This window comes from Psychrobacter vallis (assembly GCF_904846715.1).
Lineage (GTDB): Bacteria > Pseudomonadota > Gammaproteobacteria > Pseudomonadales > Moraxellaceae > Psychrobacter > Psychrobacter vallis.
In genome coordinates, this window is the sequence record NZ_CAJHBU010000012.1 from 54,113 (window position 1) to 74,453 (window position 20,341).

The 20,341-nt window shown below is 43.9% G+C and carries 18 protein-coding genes; 9 read left to right on the top strand and 9 right to left on the bottom strand.

What is annotated here, in order from left to right; all coding sequences use genetic code 11:
* The first annotated feature begins 165 nt into the window (after positions 1-165).
* Complete coding sequence (phoB, locus tag JMY02_RS08960; protein WP_021814191.1) at positions 166-870, top strand: phosphate regulon transcriptional regulator PhoB; 705 nt, start codon at positions 166-168, stop codon at positions 868-870.
* A 223-nt stretch (positions 871-1,093) separates the two neighbouring features.
* Complete coding sequence (phoR, locus tag JMY02_RS08965) at positions 1,094-2,185, top strand: phosphate regulon sensor histidine kinase PhoR (RefSeq protein ID WP_227678459.1); 1,092 nt, start codon at positions 1,094-1,096, stop codon at positions 2,183-2,185.
* A 153-nt stretch (positions 2,186-2,338) separates the two neighbouring features.
* Here the strand turns inward: phoR and JMY02_RS08970 are convergent, their stop codons facing one another.
* The gene (locus tag JMY02_RS08970; RefSeq protein WP_201597340.1) at positions 2,339-2,929 is read right to left on the bottom strand and encodes a M23 family metallopeptidase; all 591 of its coding nucleotides are present in this window, start codon (positions 2,927-2,929) and stop codon (positions 2,339-2,341) included.
* 301 nt (positions 2,930-3,230) lie between these two features.
* Here JMY02_RS08970 and JMY02_RS08975 point away from each other — a divergent pair, with 301 nt between their 5' ends.
* Positions 3,231-3,926 (top strand): putative quorum-sensing-regulated virulence factor, encoded by a 696-nt coding sequence (locus JMY02_RS08975; protein ID WP_201597341.1) that lies wholly within the window; start codon positions 3,231-3,233, stop codon positions 3,924-3,926.
* Positions 3,927-3,962: 36 nt separating this feature from the next.
* Here JMY02_RS08975 and JMY02_RS08980 read toward each other — a convergent pair whose 3' ends face one another.
* Positions 3,963-4,805: an alpha/beta hydrolase family protein gene (locus JMY02_RS08980; RefSeq protein ID WP_227678461.1), complete on the bottom strand. Its 843-nt coding sequence runs from the start codon at positions 4,803-4,805 to the stop codon at positions 3,963-3,965.
* Positions 4,806-5,397: 592 nt separating this feature from the next.
* Here JMY02_RS08980 and JMY02_RS08985 point away from each other — a divergent pair.
* Positions 5,398-6,081 carry an LOG family protein gene (locus JMY02_RS08985; RefSeq protein WP_201597343.1) on the top strand — a complete coding sequence of 228 codons (684 nt, stop codon included), beginning with the start codon at positions 5,398-5,400 and terminating at the stop codon, positions 6,079-6,081.
* A gap of 152 nt (positions 6,082-6,233) precedes the next feature.
* On the opposite strand, the gene JMY02_RS08990 is transcribed toward JMY02_RS08985, so the two are convergent.
* Together JMY02_RS08990 and JMY02_RS08995 are read right to left on the bottom strand one after the other, a co-directional pair.
* A complete protein-coding gene (locus JMY02_RS08990; protein ID WP_201597344.1) occupies positions 6,234-7,799 on the bottom strand; it encodes an FAD-dependent oxidoreductase in 1,566 nt (521 codons plus the stop codon).
* Between the two features lie 343 nt (positions 7,800-8,142).
* The gene (locus JMY02_RS08995) at positions 8,143-8,748 is read right to left on the bottom strand and encodes a YceI family protein (RefSeq protein WP_201597346.1); all 606 of its coding nucleotides are present in this window, start codon (positions 8,746-8,748) and stop codon (positions 8,143-8,145) included.
* Between the two features lie 545 nt (positions 8,749-9,293).
* On the opposite strand from JMY02_RS08995, the gene JMY02_RS09000 reads away from it, so the two are divergent.
* Complete coding sequence (locus JMY02_RS09000) at positions 9,294-9,572, top strand: type B 50S ribosomal protein L31 (protein WP_021814183.1); 279 nt, start codon at positions 9,294-9,296, stop codon at positions 9,570-9,572.
* 272 nt (positions 9,573-9,844) lie between these two features.
* Here the strand turns inward: JMY02_RS09000 and JMY02_RS09005 are convergent, their stop codons facing one another.
* The 3 genes from JMY02_RS09005 to JMY02_RS09015 all read right to left on the bottom strand — a co-directional run bounded on the left by JMY02_RS09005 (position 9,845) and on the right by JMY02_RS09015 (position 13,322).
* Positions 9,845-10,678, bottom strand: coding sequence for an SGNH/GDSL hydrolase family protein (locus JMY02_RS09005; protein WP_201597348.1), 834 nt, complete (start codon positions 10,676-10,678; stop codon positions 9,845-9,847).
* A 4-nt stretch (positions 10,679-10,682) separates the two neighbouring features.
* The gene (locus JMY02_RS09010; RefSeq protein WP_201597349.1) at positions 10,683-12,080 is read right to left on the bottom strand and encodes a nicotinate phosphoribosyltransferase; all 1,398 of its coding nucleotides are present in this window, start codon (positions 12,078-12,080) and stop codon (positions 10,683-10,685) included.
* Between the two features lie 174 nt (positions 12,081-12,254).
* The gene (locus JMY02_RS09015; protein WP_201597350.1) at positions 12,255-13,322 is read right to left on the bottom strand and encodes a bifunctional nicotinamide-nucleotide adenylyltransferase/Nudix hydroxylase; all 1,068 of its coding nucleotides are present in this window, start codon (positions 13,320-13,322) and stop codon (positions 12,255-12,257) included.
* Positions 13,323-13,899: 577 nt separating this feature from the next.
* Between JMY02_RS09015 and nfuA the strand changes: the two genes are divergently transcribed.
* Together nfuA and JMY02_RS09025 are read left to right on the top strand one after the other, a co-directional pair.
* Complete coding sequence (gene nfuA / locus JMY02_RS09020; protein ID WP_201597353.1) at positions 13,900-14,583, top strand: Fe-S biogenesis protein NfuA; 684 nt, start codon at positions 13,900-13,902, stop codon at positions 14,581-14,583.
* A 177-nt stretch (positions 14,584-14,760) separates the two neighbouring features.
* Positions 14,761-16,071 (top strand): O-acetylhomoserine aminocarboxypropyltransferase/cysteine synthase family protein, encoded by a 1,311-nt coding sequence (locus JMY02_RS09025; protein ID WP_201597354.1) that lies wholly within the window; start codon positions 14,761-14,763, stop codon positions 16,069-16,071.
* 144 nt (positions 16,072-16,215) lie between these two features.
* Here the strand turns inward: JMY02_RS09025 and JMY02_RS09030 are convergent, their stop codons facing one another.
* The gene (locus tag JMY02_RS09030) at positions 16,216-17,235 is read right to left on the bottom strand and encodes an adenosine kinase (protein ID WP_201597356.1); all 1,020 of its coding nucleotides are present in this window, start codon (positions 17,233-17,235) and stop codon (positions 16,216-16,218) included.
* A gap of 50 nt (positions 17,236-17,285) precedes the next feature.
* A complete protein-coding gene (gene rsmI, locus JMY02_RS09035; protein ID WP_201597358.1) occupies positions 17,286-18,233 on the bottom strand; it encodes a 16S rRNA (cytidine(1402)-2'-O)-methyltransferase in 948 nt (315 codons plus the stop codon).
* Positions 18,234-18,357: 124 nt separating this feature from the next.
* Between rsmI and JMY02_RS09040 the strand changes: the two genes are divergently transcribed.
* Both JMY02_RS09040 and JMY02_RS09045 read left to right on the top strand, forming a co-directional pair.
* Positions 18,358-18,855: a YraN family protein gene (locus tag JMY02_RS09040; protein ID WP_201597359.1), complete on the top strand. Its 498-nt coding sequence runs from the start codon at positions 18,358-18,360 to the stop codon at positions 18,853-18,855.
* A gap of 293 nt (positions 18,856-19,148) precedes the next feature.
* A complete protein-coding gene (locus tag JMY02_RS09045; protein WP_201597360.1) occupies positions 19,149-19,961 on the top strand; it encodes a BON domain-containing protein in 813 nt (270 codons plus the stop codon).
* The last annotated feature ends 380 nt before the right edge of the window (positions 19,962-20,341 follow it).

The following is a 20,341-nucleotide window of genomic DNA, read 5'->3' on the forward strand; positions in this document are numbered from 1 at the left end:
GTTACTATAAGTGTGTCTTTCTTATCTTGAGCTGACTATATTCATCGCTTAAAAGCCCAATGTCATCGAGTTGTCATAATTAATTTGTTTAATAGAGAGAAGTTGGCGAGCATTTATCGCCTTTTTTACATGCTAAACTTTGTCCTCTAACACTGAGAATGCCGTATGTACAATGAGCAAATTTTGATTGTTGAAGATGAACCCGCCATTCGTGAAATGATCGTAATGACCCTAGAGATGGCAGGGTTTGATAGCTTGCAGGCAGCTGATGTGTCAGAAGCGCATCAACAAGTAGTCGATCACAGGCCAGCACTGATTTTGTTGGATTGGATGCTACCGGGGGATAAAAGCGGCATTGATTTTTGTCGTATGCTAAAAAACGATGATTTGCTCTCTGAGATACCAGTCATTATGCTGACCGCCAAAAGCGAAGAAGACAGCAAGGTTCACGGTCTCGATGCTGGGGCGGATGATTATATGACCAAGCCATTTTCGACGCGTGAGTTGATTTCAAGAATCAAAGCGGTGCTGCGCCGTAGTAGTGCGCTCAGTAACGATAAATCGATCGAAATAGGCAATTTAAGTTTAGATCCAAAAAGCCAACGCGTGATGGCTGCTGGTAAAGTTATTGAGGTTGGGCCTACTGAGTATCGCTTATTGGCATTTTTTATGAGCCATCCAGAGCGTGCTTATACACGGACACAATTGCTGGATCAAGTATGGGGTGGCAATGTGTATATTGAAGACAGAACCATTGATGTCCATATCAAACGTTTACGTACATTACTGCGCCCACATAACTGTGATACGTTGATACAAACGGTACGCGGTACTGGTTATCGATTTTCTAGCCTCATTGAACCCATGTAGTTTATGATACAGTCGATATCAAATAAAATGGATACTCAATATTATGACGTGAGACTGGGATAATTTTTTGTGCTTGCTGTGCCTACGCCGACAGAGGCTAAAAAAATTTATCCCAGTCTCTTTTTTTTATTGAACCGACTATAGTAACTTATTATAAGTAATTCACAATCAGAAGTGTCATCGTAATCTAACGTAACACAGCGAGTAGTGGTAAGGAGGATAGATGAGCAGCATCACGTCGATGGAAAATGAGCCGCAGAATCAGTTAGAGCCAATCGCCCAACAAAATACAACGGATCAACTCAAAAAAATCAGAAGCGCCTTAGGGGCATTACGAGATGCAGTGATTTTGCTTAACGAACATGACAGTTTGGAATGGTGGAATCAATCTGCTCAAGAGTTATTGTCATTACAATCAGACGATAAAGGCAAAAGTATTTTTGATTTTATTCGTGTGCCTGAGTTTCGTCAATATTATCAAGCGACTACAGCATCTAATGAGAGTGTGCATATAGAGTCATGGCAAGACCCTAAGCGTTATCTGAAATGCGAACTCACACCTTTCGGCGATGAGAAGCTGCTGATTATTTATGATGTGACGCGCTTGCAGCATTTAGAGGAGATGCGTCGTGACTTTGTAGCGAATGTCTCGCATGAATTGCGTACACCATTGACCGTAATGATGGGTTATCTCGAAAATTTCTCAGATCAACCAGATATGCCACCGCATTGGCGACGCGGTTTTGAGCTGATGACTCAGCAAACTGCCCGTATGAATAGGATTGTGAATGACTTATTGCTGTTGTCTCGCATTGAAATCGAAGAGACTCATGAACTTAATTATATCGATATGACCCGCTTGCTTACCAATGTTTATGACGATGCGCAGGCTTACAATCAAGCATATGGTCATACCATTCATTTGCAGATAGATACCTATGATGGGCTGTATGGTTCAGAGATGTATCTAAATAGTGCGTTGTCCAATCTGGTCATTAATGCCATTAAATACACACCAAAAGGTGGCAATATTGCTATCAGCTGGACAAAGACTGCTGATGGCTGTCGCTTTGCCGTCGAGGACAATGGTATTGGGATTGCGCCGGAGCATATCACACGTTTGACTGAACGTTTTTATCGCGTTGATAAAGGTCGTAGCCGTGCCACCGGTGGAACTGGGCTGGGACTAGCAATTGTAAAGCACGTCTTATATCAACATGACGCCAATTTGCAAATTGAGTCAGTAGAAGGAGTCGGATCGACTTTTAGTATGGTGTTTCCAGCAGCTTACGTTCGCTCTGCGTCCACCGATTAATATTAAAATTTCTTGCTAATTTTTATAAACTATAGTTGATAATAAATAGAATTGATACAAGATATCATGATGCTAGACTGGGATAAATTTTTCTGGCTTGCTGTGCCTTCGCAGCTCGATGCTACAAAAAATTTATCCTAGTCTCTACCAACTTCAGTCTTTTTGCAAAAGCGGATATGGGTTAACGGCGCTGCCATTGATATAAATGCCATAATGGACATGAGGCGGTGTGCCTTTGGCGTTGCCGCTATCACCAACATAACCAATGATGTCACCAGCATTTACCCAGTCATTGGGCGCGATGTCAGCATAGTCTTCTAAATGGGCATAGTAATGCCCTGCACCCCCTGGTCCTACTACCACGACCACGCGACCACCCAAATTATTTTCCCCAACTTTACTGACGATGCCTTGCGTTGTTGCTTGAATCGGTGTGCCTCGCGGGGCAAAGATATCAATCCCTTCATGTGAGCGTCCTTGACTACGCGCGGCGCCCCAAGTATCGGTCAGTCGCTGTTCGGGCAGCGGATTGGGTAAGCTGTTTTCTGTGGGTAGTTCTTGTTGCATTAGGCTGAGCTGTTGCCATTTCGCTACCACAAATGACTGTGTCTGGTGACTAATGCTTGGGAGTAGTTTATCGAGTACAAACAATAATGCTAACAGCACAGTAGCCCTAATCAACACCTTTAGCACGCGGCTTAAAAGCGCAGGTTTTTGTTGCTTGTTTTCATCGTTTGGTAGCATTAAAATCTCTTATCTTTTTTAGATCGTTTCAACTGCTAGTATATTGGTTTTATTGGTTTACGTTTGTATAGCATTGTTATATAACAAGTTTGTCCCCATCAATGGCGTGCTTGCTCTATAGTCCATACTAAATAAAATGGATACACGATATCATGACGCAGGATTGGTATAAATTTTTATGGCTTGCTGTGCGGTTGCTGCCAGAGGCTACAAAAAATTTATACCAGTCTGGCTGCATTTTTTTATATCAACTTGACTATAAGATACCACGACTGTTATCTAGACTTATGGATCATGCCTTATGACTGATTTTGATACTGCCCTGATTATCGACACCGAAACCGATCAAGGTCATGATCCACGGCCTATCCAAGTCGCGACTATCAATGTCGCTACGGGCTATGAGTGGATGAAGTACTTTAATAGTGGTCGTCCAATATCACCAGTTGTCATCAAGGTGCATGGCATTACTGATGAAGATGTCGCTGGTCTTGAGCGTTTTGAGTTGGAACAATTTGAATTACCCGAGTATTTAATTGGTCATAATGTCCGCTTCGATTGGCGTGTGATTGGCAGTCCTTCTACCAAGCTAATTTGTACGGTGAGGCTGGCGCGCGCCGCCTTTCCAGAGTGGCGTGCTTATGGTCAGTCCAAGTGTATCGAGCAGCTATTGGGCAACGGTGAGGCGAGCAAGATGACGGTTGCGGCTCATGACGCGTTGGGTGATGCTCGTATGTGTTATTTACTGTATCGGGCGTGCTGTGAGCGTTTAGAGATTGCACCGACCGATTTTGTGGCGGCACATGCCATCTCTAATACTGCCAATCCTGTGAGTAAGATGCCTTTTGGCAAGCATAAGGGTAAGGCAATCAAAGACGTACCTATCAGCTATGTGAAATGGATGCTTGGTAACATCCATAACATGCAGCCGTCGCTTTATTCTGCATTGACCAAACGGGTTAAGGCAGAAGAGGCGACAGAGCATATCAAGGAATAACTCGACTCATCGAGGTTTGATATAAGTTTAAAATTATTATTGCTTATTTAACCAATCCACCGCCATTTGCCATAACTGGGGCGCTTTGGCATGGGTTCTGCTACTAAAGTAACGCATGTGACCGATATGGTGCAGTCCGAAATCCTTGGGTTCTAAAAAGCGCTTTTCGACTGGCATTTTTGTAAATACGCGTATCATATCGTCCATGTTTTTACTATTGGCGATATCATCATCGCTAAAGCCGAGCCACAATGCGGGCATGTTTATCTCATCATAAAAATGCGTGTGTATACTTTTTCCAAAGGCTGTCTTGATATAGCCTGCGCCATTGCACCACTCACGCCACTGCTTCGCAACACCGCGCGGCAGCGGTTCACCCATACCAATTTTATCCGAAGGCGTGTAACCTAATGCTAAGTTAGTGACAGGAATAAAGGCATCCATAAAGCTCATCGCTTTGAGCTTATAAGGCAATTCCATGTTTTTGATACGGCCTGAGGAACAAGCCACATTAAATACAGAGGCAATGACCTTGTGATTCGGCATCAAACCAATCAGTTGACCGCCTGCGCTATGACCGATTAGGTGGTAAGTGGCATCGGCAAACTCATCTTGCAACGCATCGAGCACAGCTGGCATATCATGACGACCCCAGCTGATTAAAGACGCGTCACATTTCGCCAAATGGGTCGACAGTGATTCGCCAATCCCTTCATTGTCAAAGGTCAGCACACCAAAGCCATGACTGGCTAAGTGCGTCGCAAAATTATGGTAAAACTGTCGTTTGATGCCCGTTGCTGGGGCTATCATGATGGCTTTTTTTACCGCTTCTTTAGGTCGATGCACAGTCGCGGCTAATGGCTGGTTACGGTCGGTCATTATACTCAGTAAGTAGGTGTCGATATCCGTCTGGGGCTTGATGGTAGCGTCAATAATATCGCTGCGTTGCGCTACAGAAGAAGGCGTTTTATGATTATCCATGGTTTTACCTTAATAGTTTTTATCGTTTTTAATAGAAAAAATACTGGTTTATTTGACATTATTTATCAAGGCTGAACGTTAAAAGAGCCGTTATTGCGTAGTGGTAAATCGTTGCTACCACGTGATGCCATTGCTTATGTTAAGATAAATGCTGCTAAGCGCGGCGAACAAGAATGACTTCCAAGTTCTATCTAGAGCGTGTCCTCAATCTGAACGAGGATGCCTAAATGGCTTAAAAATGGCTAAATATTCGCCAAACTGTGTCAAATAGCTGGTTAATATCCCGATATTATCAGCACTATTTTCCTTGTTTGGCTTCAATTTATCTCATTTTTATAACCATTTTCAAAATGAGGACACGCCCTAGTTTGTCTGATAAGATTGTCTACAAAGATTTGAATAGATATTTTTTGACACTTAATCTCCACTCAGAAACGCGTACCAATAAGCGCACTCAATACAATAATTGATATAAAATTAAGGACGCTATATGCAAATGAAAATTAATAATGACACCTATGAAGTTATTACTAGCCAAGATATGACCAATATCGAAAATGCAGTCGATAAATCAACATTGATGATGCCATTGGTTGCGGTTTACTGTGGCTCACGTCTGGGTAACAGTGACGTATATGAACAAGCGGCCCGCGAGCTGGGTCTCGCTCTGGCGGAGAATGGCTTGGGACTGGTATATGGTGGCGCGAGTATCGGGCTGATGGGTGCTGTCGCAGATGAGGTTATTAAAGGCGGTGCGCAAGCGGTGGGAGTGATTCCAACCTTTATGCTAAAGCATGAGATTGCTCATGAACAGCTGACTCGTTTGCATTTGACCGATACCATGCACACACGCAAAACAGTGATGGCAGAGTATGCTGATGCCTTCATCACTCTACCGGGTGGCCTCGGAACATTAGAAGAAATCATGGAAATTGCCACATGGCGTCAGTTGTATCAACATGAAAAGCCGATGATTATTCTTAATATCAATGGCTTCTATGATCGTATGATTGAGCATTTAAAATATACTGCTGATCAGGGCTTTATGAAGCAAGAAGACCTTGAGCGTTTGGTGGTTTGTAATACGATTGGTGAAGCCATTGACTTGTTAAAAACCGTAGTGACCATCGACGATACAGTCGATACTGAAAAAATGGTAGGTAGCGAAAGCTAAGATTTAGAGGCTGTAGTGCTTGTATGTTTTTCCTTGCGGCTTTAATTTTGCAAATGGTATGATTTTTCATTTTATGTAAAAGAAAAAGGCGTCGATAACCAATCATTGGTTACCGACGCCTTTTTTTCTTCTTTTAATCCCACTATAAAAAACTATGCTTCATCTGGTGACAGGTCATCTAAGGTTTTTTCACGGATACCGTGATTCACATCCGCCATCGCCAGCGGAAATCCACGTTCTTCAGCCAGTACACGCGCAACTTCATCAATGATTAAACTGTCATTGTGCACTAAGTAAGGCCATTCATGGGCATAACGATTACGATTTGCTGGCGTGTCATTATCAATCAAGCCAAGCGTAGTCAACTCATCCACAATTTGATCAGCAGCAATCAATGTTGATGACGCTTTTACGTTCTCAGCGCGGGCATAGCGTATATTAGAATAAAGGCTCACATCAGCGACTCGCAATGTATCGTCTTGGCCTGGAATTTGTTGGCCACCATACAATGCGTTACCAACTGTGCGCGCACTATGAAATGTCGGTACAAACTCCGCTACATAGTCAATCGCTTGCTGACTACGCGCTTGGAGCGGTGCTTTATCCCAGCCATCTTCAATATAATGCACGTATTGCGGAGGCAGCTTAGGTTGGGCACTGTCTTTGCTAGAAGCGACCAATCCGTCATCGAATAATGTGATAAATTTACTCATACCATGTATTTGAAAGTAGCCACCAGGATAGGGTGTGAGCTGTGCCATGCCCTCTGGTGTGCCGCGACTGCCATAAACGATAATCTCTGGTATTTGGCCACCCGCATTGTCCCAATGAGTGATATAGGAGGATTTAAACTCAACCATGCGCGTGACTTTTACACCAACCATATCGTCGATTACGCCAGTACGGAAACCGCAAGCATTGATTAAATAATCGACTTCGATAGACTCAGGTTCTGCATGCGTTGCTTGCTGGCTGAATGTTTGTTGATAGTCGATGCGCCACTTAGTAACATGGTGGTCAGCGTTTGAGCAGTTTTCACAATCCACAGGCATGACTTGTTTCACTTGAGTATCGGTAAAGACATGTGCGTGCTCATAACCTTCTAGTGCCAACTGCGCAGAGGCGGCCAGACGAAAGATATTCCAACCATACTCTTGTACGACAATCAGCGGAAATTTGACTTTATTTAAGTCTAGATACTTAGCAACCGGTATCATCCACTCGTCAACGGTGCTCGGCACAGCGACTTGGTGGCGCTCAGACAGCTCAATCAATTGCTCATGACTGTATAACTGATAATAATCTTCAGGATCGCCCAAAACTTTATTATTGGCATCTTGAGCAATAAGGTCACGATAAGCTTCTGTCAAGATATCAAGGCGCGGTAGTAAGTCTTCGGGCAAGCCTTCATCGCGAGTCGGAACAGCAAATACGGTTGGGCGTACATCGATGGTATAAGGATAAAGACGTAAAATATCGATGCATTGTTTGAGAAGCGCGACGCAATCTTCATCGGGGATTTCACGGTATAAATTGCCACCTGCATGCAAATGACACATAGGCGGGCCATCTATCAGCGATTTATTTTTTTCAAATAAGTAAGTATCCAGCCCGAGCGCCGCTAAGCGAATTGCAATGGTTGCTCCGGCCGTACCACCACCGAGAATACCAACACGTTTGGTGGAATGAACATGATTTTTAGTAAGAGAGTGAGTCATTGTCGTCATTGTATCCCTAGTAGTATCCATAGCTAGTAGCATCCACAGCAGGTCATGCTTGGCGTATATATTAAATATATTATCACTGTTGATATGCGTGCAAAGGCAGTCAAGTTCAATGTTTATATTAAGTCGCGATGGTCATTTTTTATTGTGTAGTATTTCTTAATTTCTTTAGCGACATTGTACGAAAAACTACAACTGATATGAGGGCAAATACGTAAGTGGGTACATGATTTTTGTCAACGAATAGCCGAGAACAATTAGAAAAGCAGCCACATATAATGGCTGCCTTTTGAAGACTTAGAGAAGTCGATAATGCTGCTTGACCTAAACGTTAGGTTTATTTCGCTTTTTTCTCTACCAATTCACCATCGATTTGGATAGGAACGTTGGTCGTGATGCCATCAGCAAAAGTGGTCATACCATAGGCGGCGCGATCAATGTTACCAGTGGCACGGAAACCAACAACAGGTTCTTTCGTAAGCGGGCTATTCGCAATTTTATTCAACGTTACATCAAGCGTTAGTGGTTTGGTTTGACCAAGCATCGTAAAATCACCCGTTACTTTGGCTTGTTGCGGATTCATAAAAGTGACTTGGGTAGATTTAAACGTCATGGTTGGATATTTTGCAACATTAAAGAAATCATCTTTCTTTAAATGCTCATCACGCGCATCCCAATTGGTATCGATACTGTCAGTTGCAATCGTAAAGTTCATATTGGTTTTGCTTGGGGCTTTGATATCGTAATTAACCATGCCTTTGACATCATTAAAATGCCCCATAGTGGTTGAAAACCCCAAATGGTTAACAGAAAATCCGACACGAGTATGTGAGTCATCTAATTGCCATTGGCTTGGCAGGGCAGCGCTTGCCATAGTAGTGACAGCCAGTGCTGAACTGATTAGTAATGTTTTTGCGGTGTTTTTCATGACAGTATTTATCATTGAATTGTCCTTAGTTGGGGTTTGTTAAGTAAAGGGTGTTTATTGCTGGTCAGCAGTTGTAAAGTATGTGTCATTATAAGTCGGTACAATTAAAAACAAACCATTTAAAAAGGCTGTTTAAAAATCACAGATTAGAAACTATAAATATTAATGATACATAAATATTAATAATGCAATTTTCTAATTGTTAATGAAAGCTACAGTAACAGATTTTATTGATAATTTCAGCTAAATGATTATGGTACTAATGTAACGTATTTTTCTCACCGCAATAAGCGTCTTGTTGACCACTTATCACACATAGGTAGGATAACTGCTACTTGCATCAAACACCAAAAACCGTTAGAATCGCGGTTTGATTTTCCCGCTGGGGAAAGGCTAAGCGAGCAGAAGAATGGTGTTGGGTGCTGGAATAAGCCAGTGACACAGTTGCCATACTTGTAAATGTCCTTAGTGCCTCAGTTACGTATGTCATTGCTCGTTTAACCTCTCTTAAAGAGTTGGTTTAAACGCGTTATCCATACATCGGACCTAGAGAGTTTATTATGCGTAAAGATATCCATCCTAATTACCAAGACGTTTTATTCCATGACACGAACGCTGACGTGTTCTTTTTAACCCGTTCAACGGTTAAAACCAAAGCCACTCGTGAATATGAAGGTACAGAATACCCATACTACCCACTTGATATCTCAAGTGCGTCGCATCCATTCTATACTGGCGAGCAGCGTAAAACATCTACCGAAGGTCGTGTTGCTAGCTTCAACAAACGCTTTGGTGCATTCGGCGGCCGTAGCAAGAAAGCCGCTGATTCTGCTGAATAATTTGCACTTATGGTGTAAAAATATTTTGCTAAGCAATAAAAAACCGCTGATGATTCAGCGGTTTTTTATTGCGTTGCTATAGTTGATTCTAAATAAAACAGATACCTTATATTACAACGCTGAACTGGTATAAATTTTTCTGGCTTGCTGTGCCTACGCAGACAGAGGCTGCGAAAAATTCATACCAGTCCTGCTGACTCGTTTTTATACTGAAATCACTGTGAAAGCAAATATTGCCAGACTACCAGCTAGTATATCAAGATGAAGAAGTCTTAAACAGACGCAGAATTATCAAGTAACTGTGTGATACGTTCGGCCAGTTGCTGCGCCCAATAACCATACATTAGGCTGCTTGGGTGAAATCCGTCACTGGCAAACATCACTGCGATATCAATGGGCATGCCGTTCGCATGCTCTTCTATCATCCGTGGGAAATCAGTGGCCATATAGTTGACGCCATCATGAGCATCACAAACTTGTTGCAGTATTCCATCAAGACTGGACGCTTTAGCACCAACAAAGTTATTTAGTGGCGCTGGTATCGCTGGCATTTGCGCCATCGGCGGTAGGCTAAAAAAAATCAACTCTTGAGCGCCAAATTTACGCTGAGCAATTGCAATGATGTCTTCAATTTGCTGTTGCCATTTATTCACAGACACGTTAGCGGTAGTGTCATTAACACCGACACTCAGCACCATCACATCTACAGGCTGAGTAGGAGCGGGTAAGACGTACAATCGACGCAAAATATCAAAACTGGTATGTCCTGTCGTCGCCTGCAATGACCAGTTCAGCGTATTAAACATTAAGTTGATCGTGGGATGTTGTTCCAAAACTGGAATCAGCCTACCGACCAGCGCTTCTTGCTGTGTTTGACTACCGACACCAGCTGCTGCCGAATCACCAACGATCATGAGACTAAGTGTTTGCTTGGATTCATCTGTTAATGTGTCAGTAGACTGGTTCAGTTGAACAAGCCCATGCCTGTCGCCATTTGGTTCAGGAAGACGCACGGTGTCACGCTTGATTTTGCGTCCTTGATAAAGATAAACGGGAGCGAGCAGCATGTCTCTTGCGACGGTCGCGACTTTATTGCTATTTATCATATTGCTACCATCCCGCACGCTCCCGAATAGTCGTGAGACTGTCTTCAATTAATAATTCACCATCAACATAGACATCGCGTAATAGGTTGCTTGTATTGGCAGATAGCTCATCTGCTTTGATGGTTTTTATGGAGCCGTGGCTGTCTTCGATCAAAGCCAAGCGTCCTTTTTTTGAGCGTTTAGAGCGGCTAGTCACAGGGTCTTTATAGATATCCTTCCATGTACCGTCAATAGAGATGGCACTGGCTTTCATGGCCCAGCTCATCGTGTCGCGATTGACTTGTTGTAATAGTCCACCGCCCATACCAAAAGTGACATTGTCTGCGCTAAAGCCTGCTTTCATCACCACGTCAATGATCTTGCCCAAGGTTTGTGGACTGATGCCGTCACCTTGAATGATACGCACATAATCAGGCAGGACTTTGTAGCCTTTGCTATTGATGGTCGTTCCAAACTTGACTGCCAAACGCTCTATAGCCTCACGAACCACTTTAGCAGGTTCGCCACTATCCGGCCGGATGACTAAGGTGCCGCCCATATTTTTCACATCGTCTTTTAACGTACCGCCCCAAATATTGTCAATGGCATTCCACAAATCATAGCTATCAGACACAACCGAAAAGCTTTGTCCTGCACCGCCAAACTGCTCAATCATATTGGCAAAGGCGGCAGTCTCACCATCCCGGCCCCATGCTGTCATGGTGCTGTGCTCAGCCGCAGGGATAGAAAACGCGGGCATGTCACTGCCCATTTGATACCAACGACTGGCAGCAACCAAGGCTGTCATCGAGTCAGTACCAGCAAAGTTCACCAAATGTGCCAAACTGCCGAGTGCGACCGACTCCTGACTAGAGGCGCCGCGTGAGCCAAAGTCATGCAAGCGAAAGGTGAGCGAGTCTGTGTTGTCCGCTGATTTTTCTAGCGCTTGACGAATAATGCCTTTGCAATAATGCGAGACACTAGCGACGGTGGAAGGATACCAAATCGCCCGCAATAGTGCCGTCTCGATATAACTGGGTAGCCAATAAAACTCAGGATCGGTGTTGATGATTTGGCAGACCACATTAGATACTGGCACGATGCTGCCTTCAGGCACGGCTTCGATACGTAGTGGCAGGTAGCCATCGTGCTTGTCGACCAAACGCTCCCAACCAGCACGATTAAAGGTTAAGCCATGTGCTTGAATAACCATTTCGGCTTCATCAATGTCTTGATGGGTGATAGGGGTGCTTAGGTATTCTTTGATAAAGGCCTGTAAGCCAAAGAACACCACATCATAGTCACCCTTACGTGCTTCGATGTAGCTTGACAGGTACTCACTACCGCTTGGATATTGCACCCAATGTGAGGTTTTATAACTGTCACTATTCAAAATTAAATTGTTTAAATTACTGGTGTACATCACAGAACTCCTCTGCTTTGAGATGCCGCAGCTTGTATTAATGACAAGGTCAACTGCGGCTAGATAACCATTACCGTCTATCGGCGCTGGCGTGAAAACTATAAGATAAATGATATAGACCGTCGTTGGTGACTTATTTATGAATAGTGTACTAAATAGCCAACGAAAAAAATGCTACAACCCAACCATCTTAGTGATAATGGCATAATGATCTTCAAACATCATTTTGGCATCGAGCTCTGCTAAAGGTAGCCAAAATGCCTTTGTCGCATCGTCGCCGCCTTTGACTTTTGGCAATCCTTTTGGGTCATTTTTGAGCTGGAAATAAAACGCTTGCGTAATTGTACGCCCACGCGCTGAGCGATAGGGGTCATCGAAAGTATGCTGACTATGGCAAGAGCCACGGAGAACCGGTTCTGGTACTTTAAGACGCGTCTCTTCGCGTAGCTCACGGATACAAGCGTCGAATAATGTCTCTTTCGGATTCAAAAACCCACCCGGCAACGCCCATAGTCCACGTCCTGGCATACTGCGGCGCTCAACCAAGAGAATATGTCCTGACTGCACGATTAAAGCATCGGCCGTCATAAAGGTAGGTGGATAGGGCGCAGATTCCCATTGTCTTTTGTATTTATCAATAAAATCGGCTTCTTCATGTAACTCTTGATAGTCGTCAGTTTTTTTGAAGTCGTCGAGCACACTACGTGTTGATTCAGGCGTGCGCTCAGGCGTTGGCGTGGCGCCCATCAGATAGCTGTCACGGATAGGGGTGGCTGATAAATTGTGGTAATTGGGCACAGAAACCGACGCCCAGTTGGGAAATAGCGATAGATAATACGATGAGCTGTCTTTTGAATGACCAATCAAACCAATGTCAGTCTGCAAGTCGCCTGTGACAGATTTTACGCCAGCTTGTACATATTGTAGCCAGCGCGTGTCGTTATAAAGCGCGTCATCCAGTCCGACGCAATGAATGCGTGTGGCGTCTGCTTCTGAGTATGAACCCTTAATCATTGCAGCACGTTCAGCTACGCTAAATGGATTGCGTAAACTACGCGGTAGGTTGGCAGAACCAATGAGCATAATCACGTCATCTGAGCGTTTTAACGCCTCATCGATGACCGCTTTATGTCCTCGATGGAACGGCTGAAAACGCCCGATAAAAACCAAATAACGATAGTGTGTATTATTTTGCTGATCGGGATTTTGCTTATCTGAATTTTGCTCTGCTGGTCCACTCATATACGCCGTTTTCCTACTGCTTATTTTTATCAGTTAAAAAGAGTAATGTTGCTAATACTGACACAGGCCATCACTGGCTGACAAGTGTAAAGATGTTTAGAGAAAAAATAAGCACATAAAAATGACGATTTCAATTCTGGCATCAGACAATTTATTTGGTAAATCAGGTTACTTTGTGTCTTAGCAATATGAAACGCTTGATAACGCCAGCCACTGTCTTTATATAGAGAGTAATGTAATAGAGAGCGACTGTCCCCACTATCGATCAAATCATCGTTATGGTTGGTACAATCGCATGAAATTAGTAATGCCATTAAAAAAATCGATAACAGTCATTTGCCCATACGATGATGCAAATCACAGTAGCGCGGTCGGAATTACAGCTTAAGTCAGGTATAATAGCGATTATAACTGCCGCAAATTTTATAGACATGGTGGTCAGTGTCATACAATAATAAATTTCAATCATTGATGTCTGCCTGTCTTATATAATCCGTAAAAATTTTTAAAAATTCAAATTCACGACACAGCAGCCATAATAGATATCGCATTTGTGTCATAACGCATAGGAAACATTATGAGTGAGCAAAACCAAGCTGATAACCAACTAGACCAGTCTACCGACTACGAATCAGCACTAGATACTGAGCAAGTTGAAACGAAAAGTAATATCACTATTACCGAATCAGCCCAAGGGTATTTGGCAGATTTGTTGTCTAAACAAGATACCGATGGTATCGGTGTGCGTATCTTCGTTGAGCATCCTGGTACCCCGCGTGCAGAATGTTGTATGGCTTATAATCAGCCAGGTGAAGAGGACAGCGCGGACTTAAAGTTCAGCTATGACAATTTTTCTGCTTTTATTGAGGCGGCATCAGTCCCTTATCTAGAAGACGCAGTGATTGACTATAATAAAGACCGTTTTGGTGGTCAGCTGACTTTCCGCGCGCCAAATTCCAAAGTGCCCAAAGTGGGCGCGGATGCCAGCATCGAGGAGCGCATCAACTATGTATTGCAGTCAGAAATTAACCCCGGTCTGGCAGCGCATGGTGGTGACGTACAGTTGCTTGAACTGCTTGATGAAGAGGGCGTTGGTCTCACTGCTGTCTTGAAGTTCGGTGGTGGTTGCCAAGGGTGTTCAGCCGTCGATATGACCTTGCGTCAAGGCGTTGAAGTGCAGCTCAAGCAGCAAATACCAGAGCTGACGCAAGTGATTGATGAGACGGATCACACGCGCACAGAAAATGCTTACTACAAATAAAAACGTCAGTAAAAATCAAAGATTTGAGTAAACGCTCAAAAGTTATTTAATTAAAAAGCCGAGTTCTAATGAACTTGGCTTTTTTTATTGCTATGATTTGGCAGATAGCTTTTTGAAATGATTTTTACACGCTAACTTTTTAACCAATTATTTTTAATTAATACAAAGGAATGTACGATGAGTGAAGAACAAACAGCCCAGAAACCACAGACTCCCCAACGTCTCGAAACCTTGGCGATTCATGCCGGTTATACTGTTGAGCCAACGACTAAAGCGGTGGCAGTGCCTATTTACCACACCAGCTCGTATGCGTTTGATAACACCCAACACGGTGCTGACTTATTTGATCTAAAGGTGACGGGCAATATTTATACCCGTATCATGAACCCGACCAACGCTGTGTTAGAGGAACGTGTGGCAGCGCTTGAAGGCGGTATTGGTGCGCTGGCTGTGGCATCAGGCATGGCAGCCATTACTTATGCCATTCAAACCATTTGTGAAGCTGGCGATAATATTGTCGCGGTCTCAACGCTGTACGGCGGTACTTATAATTTGTTCGCTCATGCATTGCCGCGTCAAGGCATCGAAGTACGATTCTTTGACCATAAAACCCCTGAAGCGATTCGTGATTTAATCGATGATAAAACCAAGATGGTCTTTGCAGAAAGCATTGGTAATCCGCTCGGTAATATCGTGGATATCCAAGCACTCAGTGATATAGCTCATGAATACGGTGTTCCAGTGGTGATCGATAGTACGGTTGCGACGCCTGCGCTATGTCGCCCGTTTGAGTTTGGCGCTGATATCGTCATTCATTCCTTGACCAAATACATGAGTGGTACAGGGACATCAATTGGCGGTGCGATTGTCGATAGTGGTAAGTTCCCATGGGGTGATTATCCGGAGCGTTTCCCGTTATTGAACACCCCTGATGCCAGCTATCATGGGGTGAATTTTGTCAAAGATGTGGGCGCGCCCGCCTTTATCGCCCGTGCTCGTGTGGCTCCGCTACGTAACACTGGGGCGGCACTCAGTCCGCTAAATGCGTTTGGTATTTTGCAAGGTATGGAGACGTTAAGCCTGCGTATGGAGCGCCATGTACAAAACGCCCAAGCAGTAGCAGAATATCTACGTGACCACGATAAAGTTGCGTGGGTGAAATATGCGGGTTTACCAGATCATCCTGAACATGCGCTTGCTAAGAAATATATGAAGGGCACACCATCGGCTATTTTGACTTTTGGTGTAAAAGGTGGTCTCGAAGCAGGCGCGCGCTTTATCGATGCGTTGCAACTGATTACGCGTTTGGTGAATATCGGTGATGCCAAGTCTTTGGCTTGTCATCCGGCGACAACGACGCACCGCCAGTTGAATGAACAAGAGCTTGAAAAGGCAGGGGTGAGTACGGATATGGTGCGTTTGTCTATTGGTATTGAACATATCGAAGACATCAAAGCCGATCTGGCACAAGCGTTGGCTTCTGCTTAATAGCAAAATTTTTTATTGAGCCAATTAGTTGACTCAGTGAAGAATAAGTAAAAAGCCCATATCGATTGATACGGGCTTTTTTATGAAGCAACAAAAAAAATGATGTTAGTGATTGCGTTTCTTTTATTTAGAACCAACTATAGGTCAAGCAGATAGCACACGGCGAGCGATATCTTTATAGTCTTGTGAGGCCAAGCGCGGGCCAAACTGTTGGATAACTTTTGCGGATACTTCGCTGGCAAGACGACCGCATTCTAGTAAGCTGTATTGTTGAGACAGCGCATATAAGAACGTACCAGCATAGTTATCGCCCGCACCATTAGTATCAATGACATTGGCAACCGCTGGTGTCGCCACGTCATAAATCTCAATTTCTGACGTATTATCAGACTTATGGGCAATGATTGCGCCATTGGCACCATCTGTGACTACGGCTGTTTGGCAGTAGTCAAGTAGCGCGCGTGCTGCTGCTTTCACTTGTTTTTTATCGGTGAATAACTTAGCTTCTTCACTATTACAAAATATCACAGCGACTGTATTGCCAAGCATATTGAGCAGACCGTCTTTGGCAAATTTCACTACGGCGGGATCGGCAAAGCTTACCGCAATTTTTGCCCCATGGATGCCCGCTTGTTGGCGTAATTGGGTCATCGCTGGTTGAATGCTCTCAGACATAGCCAAATACCCTTCTATGTATAGCCAGTCTGCCTGCGCCAGTGCCTCAAAATTGACATTATCGGCAGTGATGTCGCTTGAAGTACCAAGATAAGTTTGCATGGTACGCTCGCCGTCTTCGGTCACTGCGACCACACAAGAACCCGTGACACCGCCTGTATGGATGGATTTGTCTGAGGTGGCAACGCCTGCTTCATGCAAGTCCTTTAGGTAAAATGCACCTTGATTGTCGTCCCCAACGCGGCAGGCATAAAAAGGCTTGCCGCCTAGACTGGCAAACGCGTACATCGTATTGGCGGCTGAGCCCCCGCCAGCTTGTTTTGATGGCTCGATCTCAGCAAGCTTGAAATAAGCGAGCAGTTGTTGTTGCTCTTCGATATCTGCCAGTGTCATATTGCCTTTGGTCAGGTCTGTCTCTTCTAATGCGGCATCCGATAGCACGTATTCGTGGTCAACTAAGGCATTCCCTATGGCCATTACATCGTACATTACACCCTTCTCCTCAATGAGTTTATAACTATGATTTTTTTTCGTTGAAATTATTCAGCCTGTAATTCAAGCAAGCGTTGATAAAGCGCATTCTTTTTTACACCTGTAATGTCAGCGGCCAATGCAGCCGCTTTTTTAACTGATAAATCCTCTAACAAGCGCTGCAATAATTTATCATGCGTGCTGATGTCATCGGGGTCTTGTGCCACATTGACGCCAGCGACCACGACTACGATCTCGCCGCGCTGCTGATTGTCGTCGGCTTTTACAAATTCTACCAAATTACCAAGGGTGCTCTTGTGTACGGTCTCAAATGTTTTGGTCAATTCACGACAAAAAGTCACTTCGCGCTCAGCCCCGAATGTCGCGGCCATGTCTTCTAAGCTCGCAATAATACGATGCGGTGCTTCATAAAATATCAGCGTTTCGGTACGTGAGTGTAAAGCGCTCAGTTGTTTTTGACGACCATGTGTTTTTGCTGGCAAAAAACCAATAAAGCTAAAGCGATCTGACGGTAAGCCCGCGACTGACAAGGCAGCAATCGCAGCAGACGCACCAACAATGGGTGATACTGTCACTTTTGCGGCATGAGCCGCTTGCACCAATTGATAACCCGGATCACTGACCAGCGGTGTCCCTGCATCACTAATCAAGGCGACCGAGTGACCTTGCTGAATCATCTCAATGATTTTGGGTGTTTGTACCGCGCTATTGTGTTCATGATACGCCCAAAGCTTATTATGACCTTTTTGTTTTGGGGCAGTATCGGACTCATTTTTAGTTTCAGGATGAGCAGTATCTTTTGTGTCGTCCGTTTTATCGCCTTTGGTATCAATGCCAAAATATGACAGTAGCTTACCTGAGGTGCGGGTATCTTCGCAGGCAATGATGGCAACCTGCTTTAATACATCGATTGCATGCGGTGTCATGTCATTCAGATTACCAATCGGCGTGGCAACGATATATAGACAAGCTGGCATCGCGGTAGGGGTAGACATGAAAACCTCGAATCGTTAAAAATGATAAAGCACCGGTAACCATAAGGTCAGCATCTGTTATCTGTCTCAGACAAATAATGCATGATAGTGTATGGATAAATGGCGCAAAAGTGGTTAGTTTAGCATGTTGTGCTATGATAATTCTGAAATGTTAATCAGATCCATTGACCTCATGGCAAACCATAAACCGCTCCATAAAACCTTAACCCTGACTTCACCAACACAGCGCCAAGGCAGTCTGTTCGAGCAGCAGGCGTGTGAATTTTTACAAATGCAAGGGCTGCGCTTGCTTGCACAAAACTGGCAGCAACCAAAAATTGGTGAGTTAGACTTGGTCATGCTGGAAAAAGGACAAGCATGGTCAACGCTGGTATTCATTGAAGTACGCCAGCGTAAGCGTTCAGGTTTTGGCGATGCCGCGCTCAGTGTCACACCCAGTAAACAACGTAAAGTGATTAAAACCGCCAAATATTTTTTACAATACCACCCTGAGTACGCGCATTATGACTGCCGATTTGATGTCATTGTCTATGATACAACGGGTAAAATACCGCTCAAAGGACAACGGATAGACAACCAACCAGAATGGCTGCAAGGTGCCTTTATAGCGAATGCTTGGTAATAGGGTAGGATATGGTAATAGCATATAGAAATACTCTTATCGATGGGTTAAATAGAGTTGGACAATCAATGACCGTTACCAAAAACCTAACCGCTATCCATAAAAATTCAGTAAAGTAGCTGAATTAAGTCTTCTCAGTTTGATTGAACTGATACTAACTCCAAAAATCAGAGTAGTACGGAAAACGAGTGCAAGGGCTACGTGTTGTAGGCTAAACGAGTTTGACGCAGCTAATCGTATTTTTTGGGTTTGGTATTATATCATCGTCACAACCATGCTCTAAGAGGTAAATCATGACACGGATGCATTTGCGCACTGCTATTTTTGGTTCATCACATCGTACCGCAATCGGCGCGGTGCTGATGGCTGGGATTATTAGTACAGGCTGCACCACCAATTATTTGACCAATAGCACTGAGGGAACTTATGGTGTGCCAATGACCGAGCGCACCATTCCGCAGCGTCTGCTTGATCGCAGTATCGAACACACGGCCAAAATCAATGTTTACGGTTTAAGAGAAGATCTGCAGCAAACCAGTCGTATGGGCGTTGATAGCTTCAATAGTGAAGTGTTATTGACAGGTGAAGTACCGACTGAGGCAATCAAAGCAGAAGTAGAGAAAGTCGTCAGCTCTATGCCAGATGTGCGCCGTGTCTATAACGAGCTGGACGTCAGTGCTTCAAAAGGCTATAGCTCAACCGTCCATGACGGCTATATCACCTCAAAACTACTGGCAAAAATAGCCACAAGTGATGGCGTTAAAGCGTCACAAATCAAAGCGGTGACCAATAATGGAGTGGTTTATATCATGGGACGCATGACGCCCACTCAGCAGAGTCATTTAGTTGATATCGCCAATAGTACCGTCGGTGTGACAGAGTTGGTATTACTGACGACGGTCGTCGATGATAGAGGTGTGAAAATAAATGAAGACGATATTATGTACGAGAATAATTTGGCCAATCCTGCGGCAGCACCCGTTGTAGATAGTGCCGCAACCGCAGAAGCGGCAAGTACGGCGACACCGATTATAGTGACAGAGGAAGGTGCCACCGTCGACCAACCGTCATCAAGCCCATATATCGAGCTTTATCAGAATCAGTAAAAACGCTCTAGTAGCGTTTGCCTATTAATAGAATAGTCTTTATTAATCGTCCTAATTATAGTCAGCTCAATATAAAAAAGAATCAGCGAGACTGGGATGATTTTTTTGTAGCCTCTGTCTGCAAAGGCACAGCAAGCAAGAAAAATTTGTGCCAGTCTCGCGCCATAATATCGTGTATCCATGTTATTTGGTATCGACTATGGAGCAATCATGATTGTTTCAGAGTACGATTTAAACGTCTATGTAAACCGTTTATGCTAGTCACCTTATGTTTAGGATAGCTAATATTGTAGATTGTTAAATGACAATAAACCTAAACAGTGATAACAGTAAAAGCACGAAAAATATTCAGTCAGAACGTAATATATGAAGCGTGAAAG

Excerpts from the sequence above, each read along its gene's own strand:
- JMY02_RS08995 (WP_201597346.1), bottom strand. The coding sequence starts at position 8,748 with ATGATAAATACTGTCATGAAAAACACCGCAAAAACATTACTAATCAGT.
- JMY02_RS09030 (WP_201597356.1), bottom strand. The coding sequence starts at position 17,235 with ATGTACGATGTAATGGCCATAGGGAATGCCTTAGTTGACCACGAATAC.
- JMY02_RS08975 (WP_201597341.1), top strand. The coding sequence starts at position 3,231 with ATGACTGATTTTGATACTGCCCTGATTATCGACACCGAAACCGATCAA.
- JMY02_RS08970 (WP_201597340.1), bottom strand. The coding sequence starts at position 2,929 with ATGCTACCAAACGATGAAAACAAGCAACAAAAACCTGCGCTTTTAAGC.
- JMY02_RS09000 (WP_021814183.1), top strand. The coding sequence starts at position 9,294 with ATGCGTAAAGATATCCATCCTAATTACCAAGACGTTTTATTCCATGAC.
- JMY02_RS09015 (WP_201597350.1), bottom strand. The coding sequence starts at position 13,322 with ATGAGTGGACCAGCAGAGCAAAATTCAGATAAGCAAAATCCCGATCAG.
- phoB (WP_021814191.1), top strand. The coding sequence starts at position 166 with ATGTACAATGAGCAAATTTTGATTGTTGAAGATGAACCCGCCATTCGT.
- JMY02_RS08980 (WP_227678461.1), bottom strand. The coding sequence starts at position 4,805 with ATGACCGACCGTAACCAGCCATTAGCCGCGACTGTGCATCGACCTAAA.
- phoR (WP_227678459.1), top strand. The coding sequence starts at position 1,094 with ATGAGCAGCATCACGTCGATGGAAAATGAGCCGCAGAATCAGTTAGAG.
- JMY02_RS09045 (WP_201597360.1), top strand. The coding sequence starts at position 19,149 with ATGACACGGATGCATTTGCGCACTGCTATTTTTGGTTCATCACATCGT.
- rsmI (WP_201597358.1), bottom strand. The coding sequence starts at position 18,233 with ATGTCTACCCCTACCGCGATGCCAGCTTGTCTATATATCGTTGCCACG.
- nfuA (WP_201597353.1), top strand. The coding sequence starts at position 13,900 with ATGAGTGAGCAAAACCAAGCTGATAACCAACTAGACCAGTCTACCGAC.
- JMY02_RS08990 (WP_201597344.1), bottom strand. The coding sequence starts at position 7,799 with ATGACTCACTCTCTTACTAAAAATCATGTTCATTCCACCAAACGTGTT.
- JMY02_RS09005 (WP_201597348.1), bottom strand. The coding sequence starts at position 10,678 with ATGATAAATAGCAATAAAGTCGCGACCGTCGCAAGAGACATGCTGCTC.
- JMY02_RS09040 (WP_201597359.1), top strand. The coding sequence starts at position 18,358 with ATGTTGTGCTATGATAATTCTGAAATGTTAATCAGATCCATTGACCTC.
- JMY02_RS09010 (WP_201597349.1), bottom strand. The coding sequence starts at position 12,080 with ATGTACACCAGTAATTTAAACAATTTAATTTTGAATAGTGACAGTTAT.
- JMY02_RS09025 (WP_201597354.1), top strand. The coding sequence starts at position 14,761 with ATGAGTGAAGAACAAACAGCCCAGAAACCACAGACTCCCCAACGTCTC.
- JMY02_RS08985 (WP_201597343.1), top strand. The coding sequence starts at position 5,398 with ATGCAAATGAAAATTAATAATGACACCTATGAAGTTATTACTAGCCAA.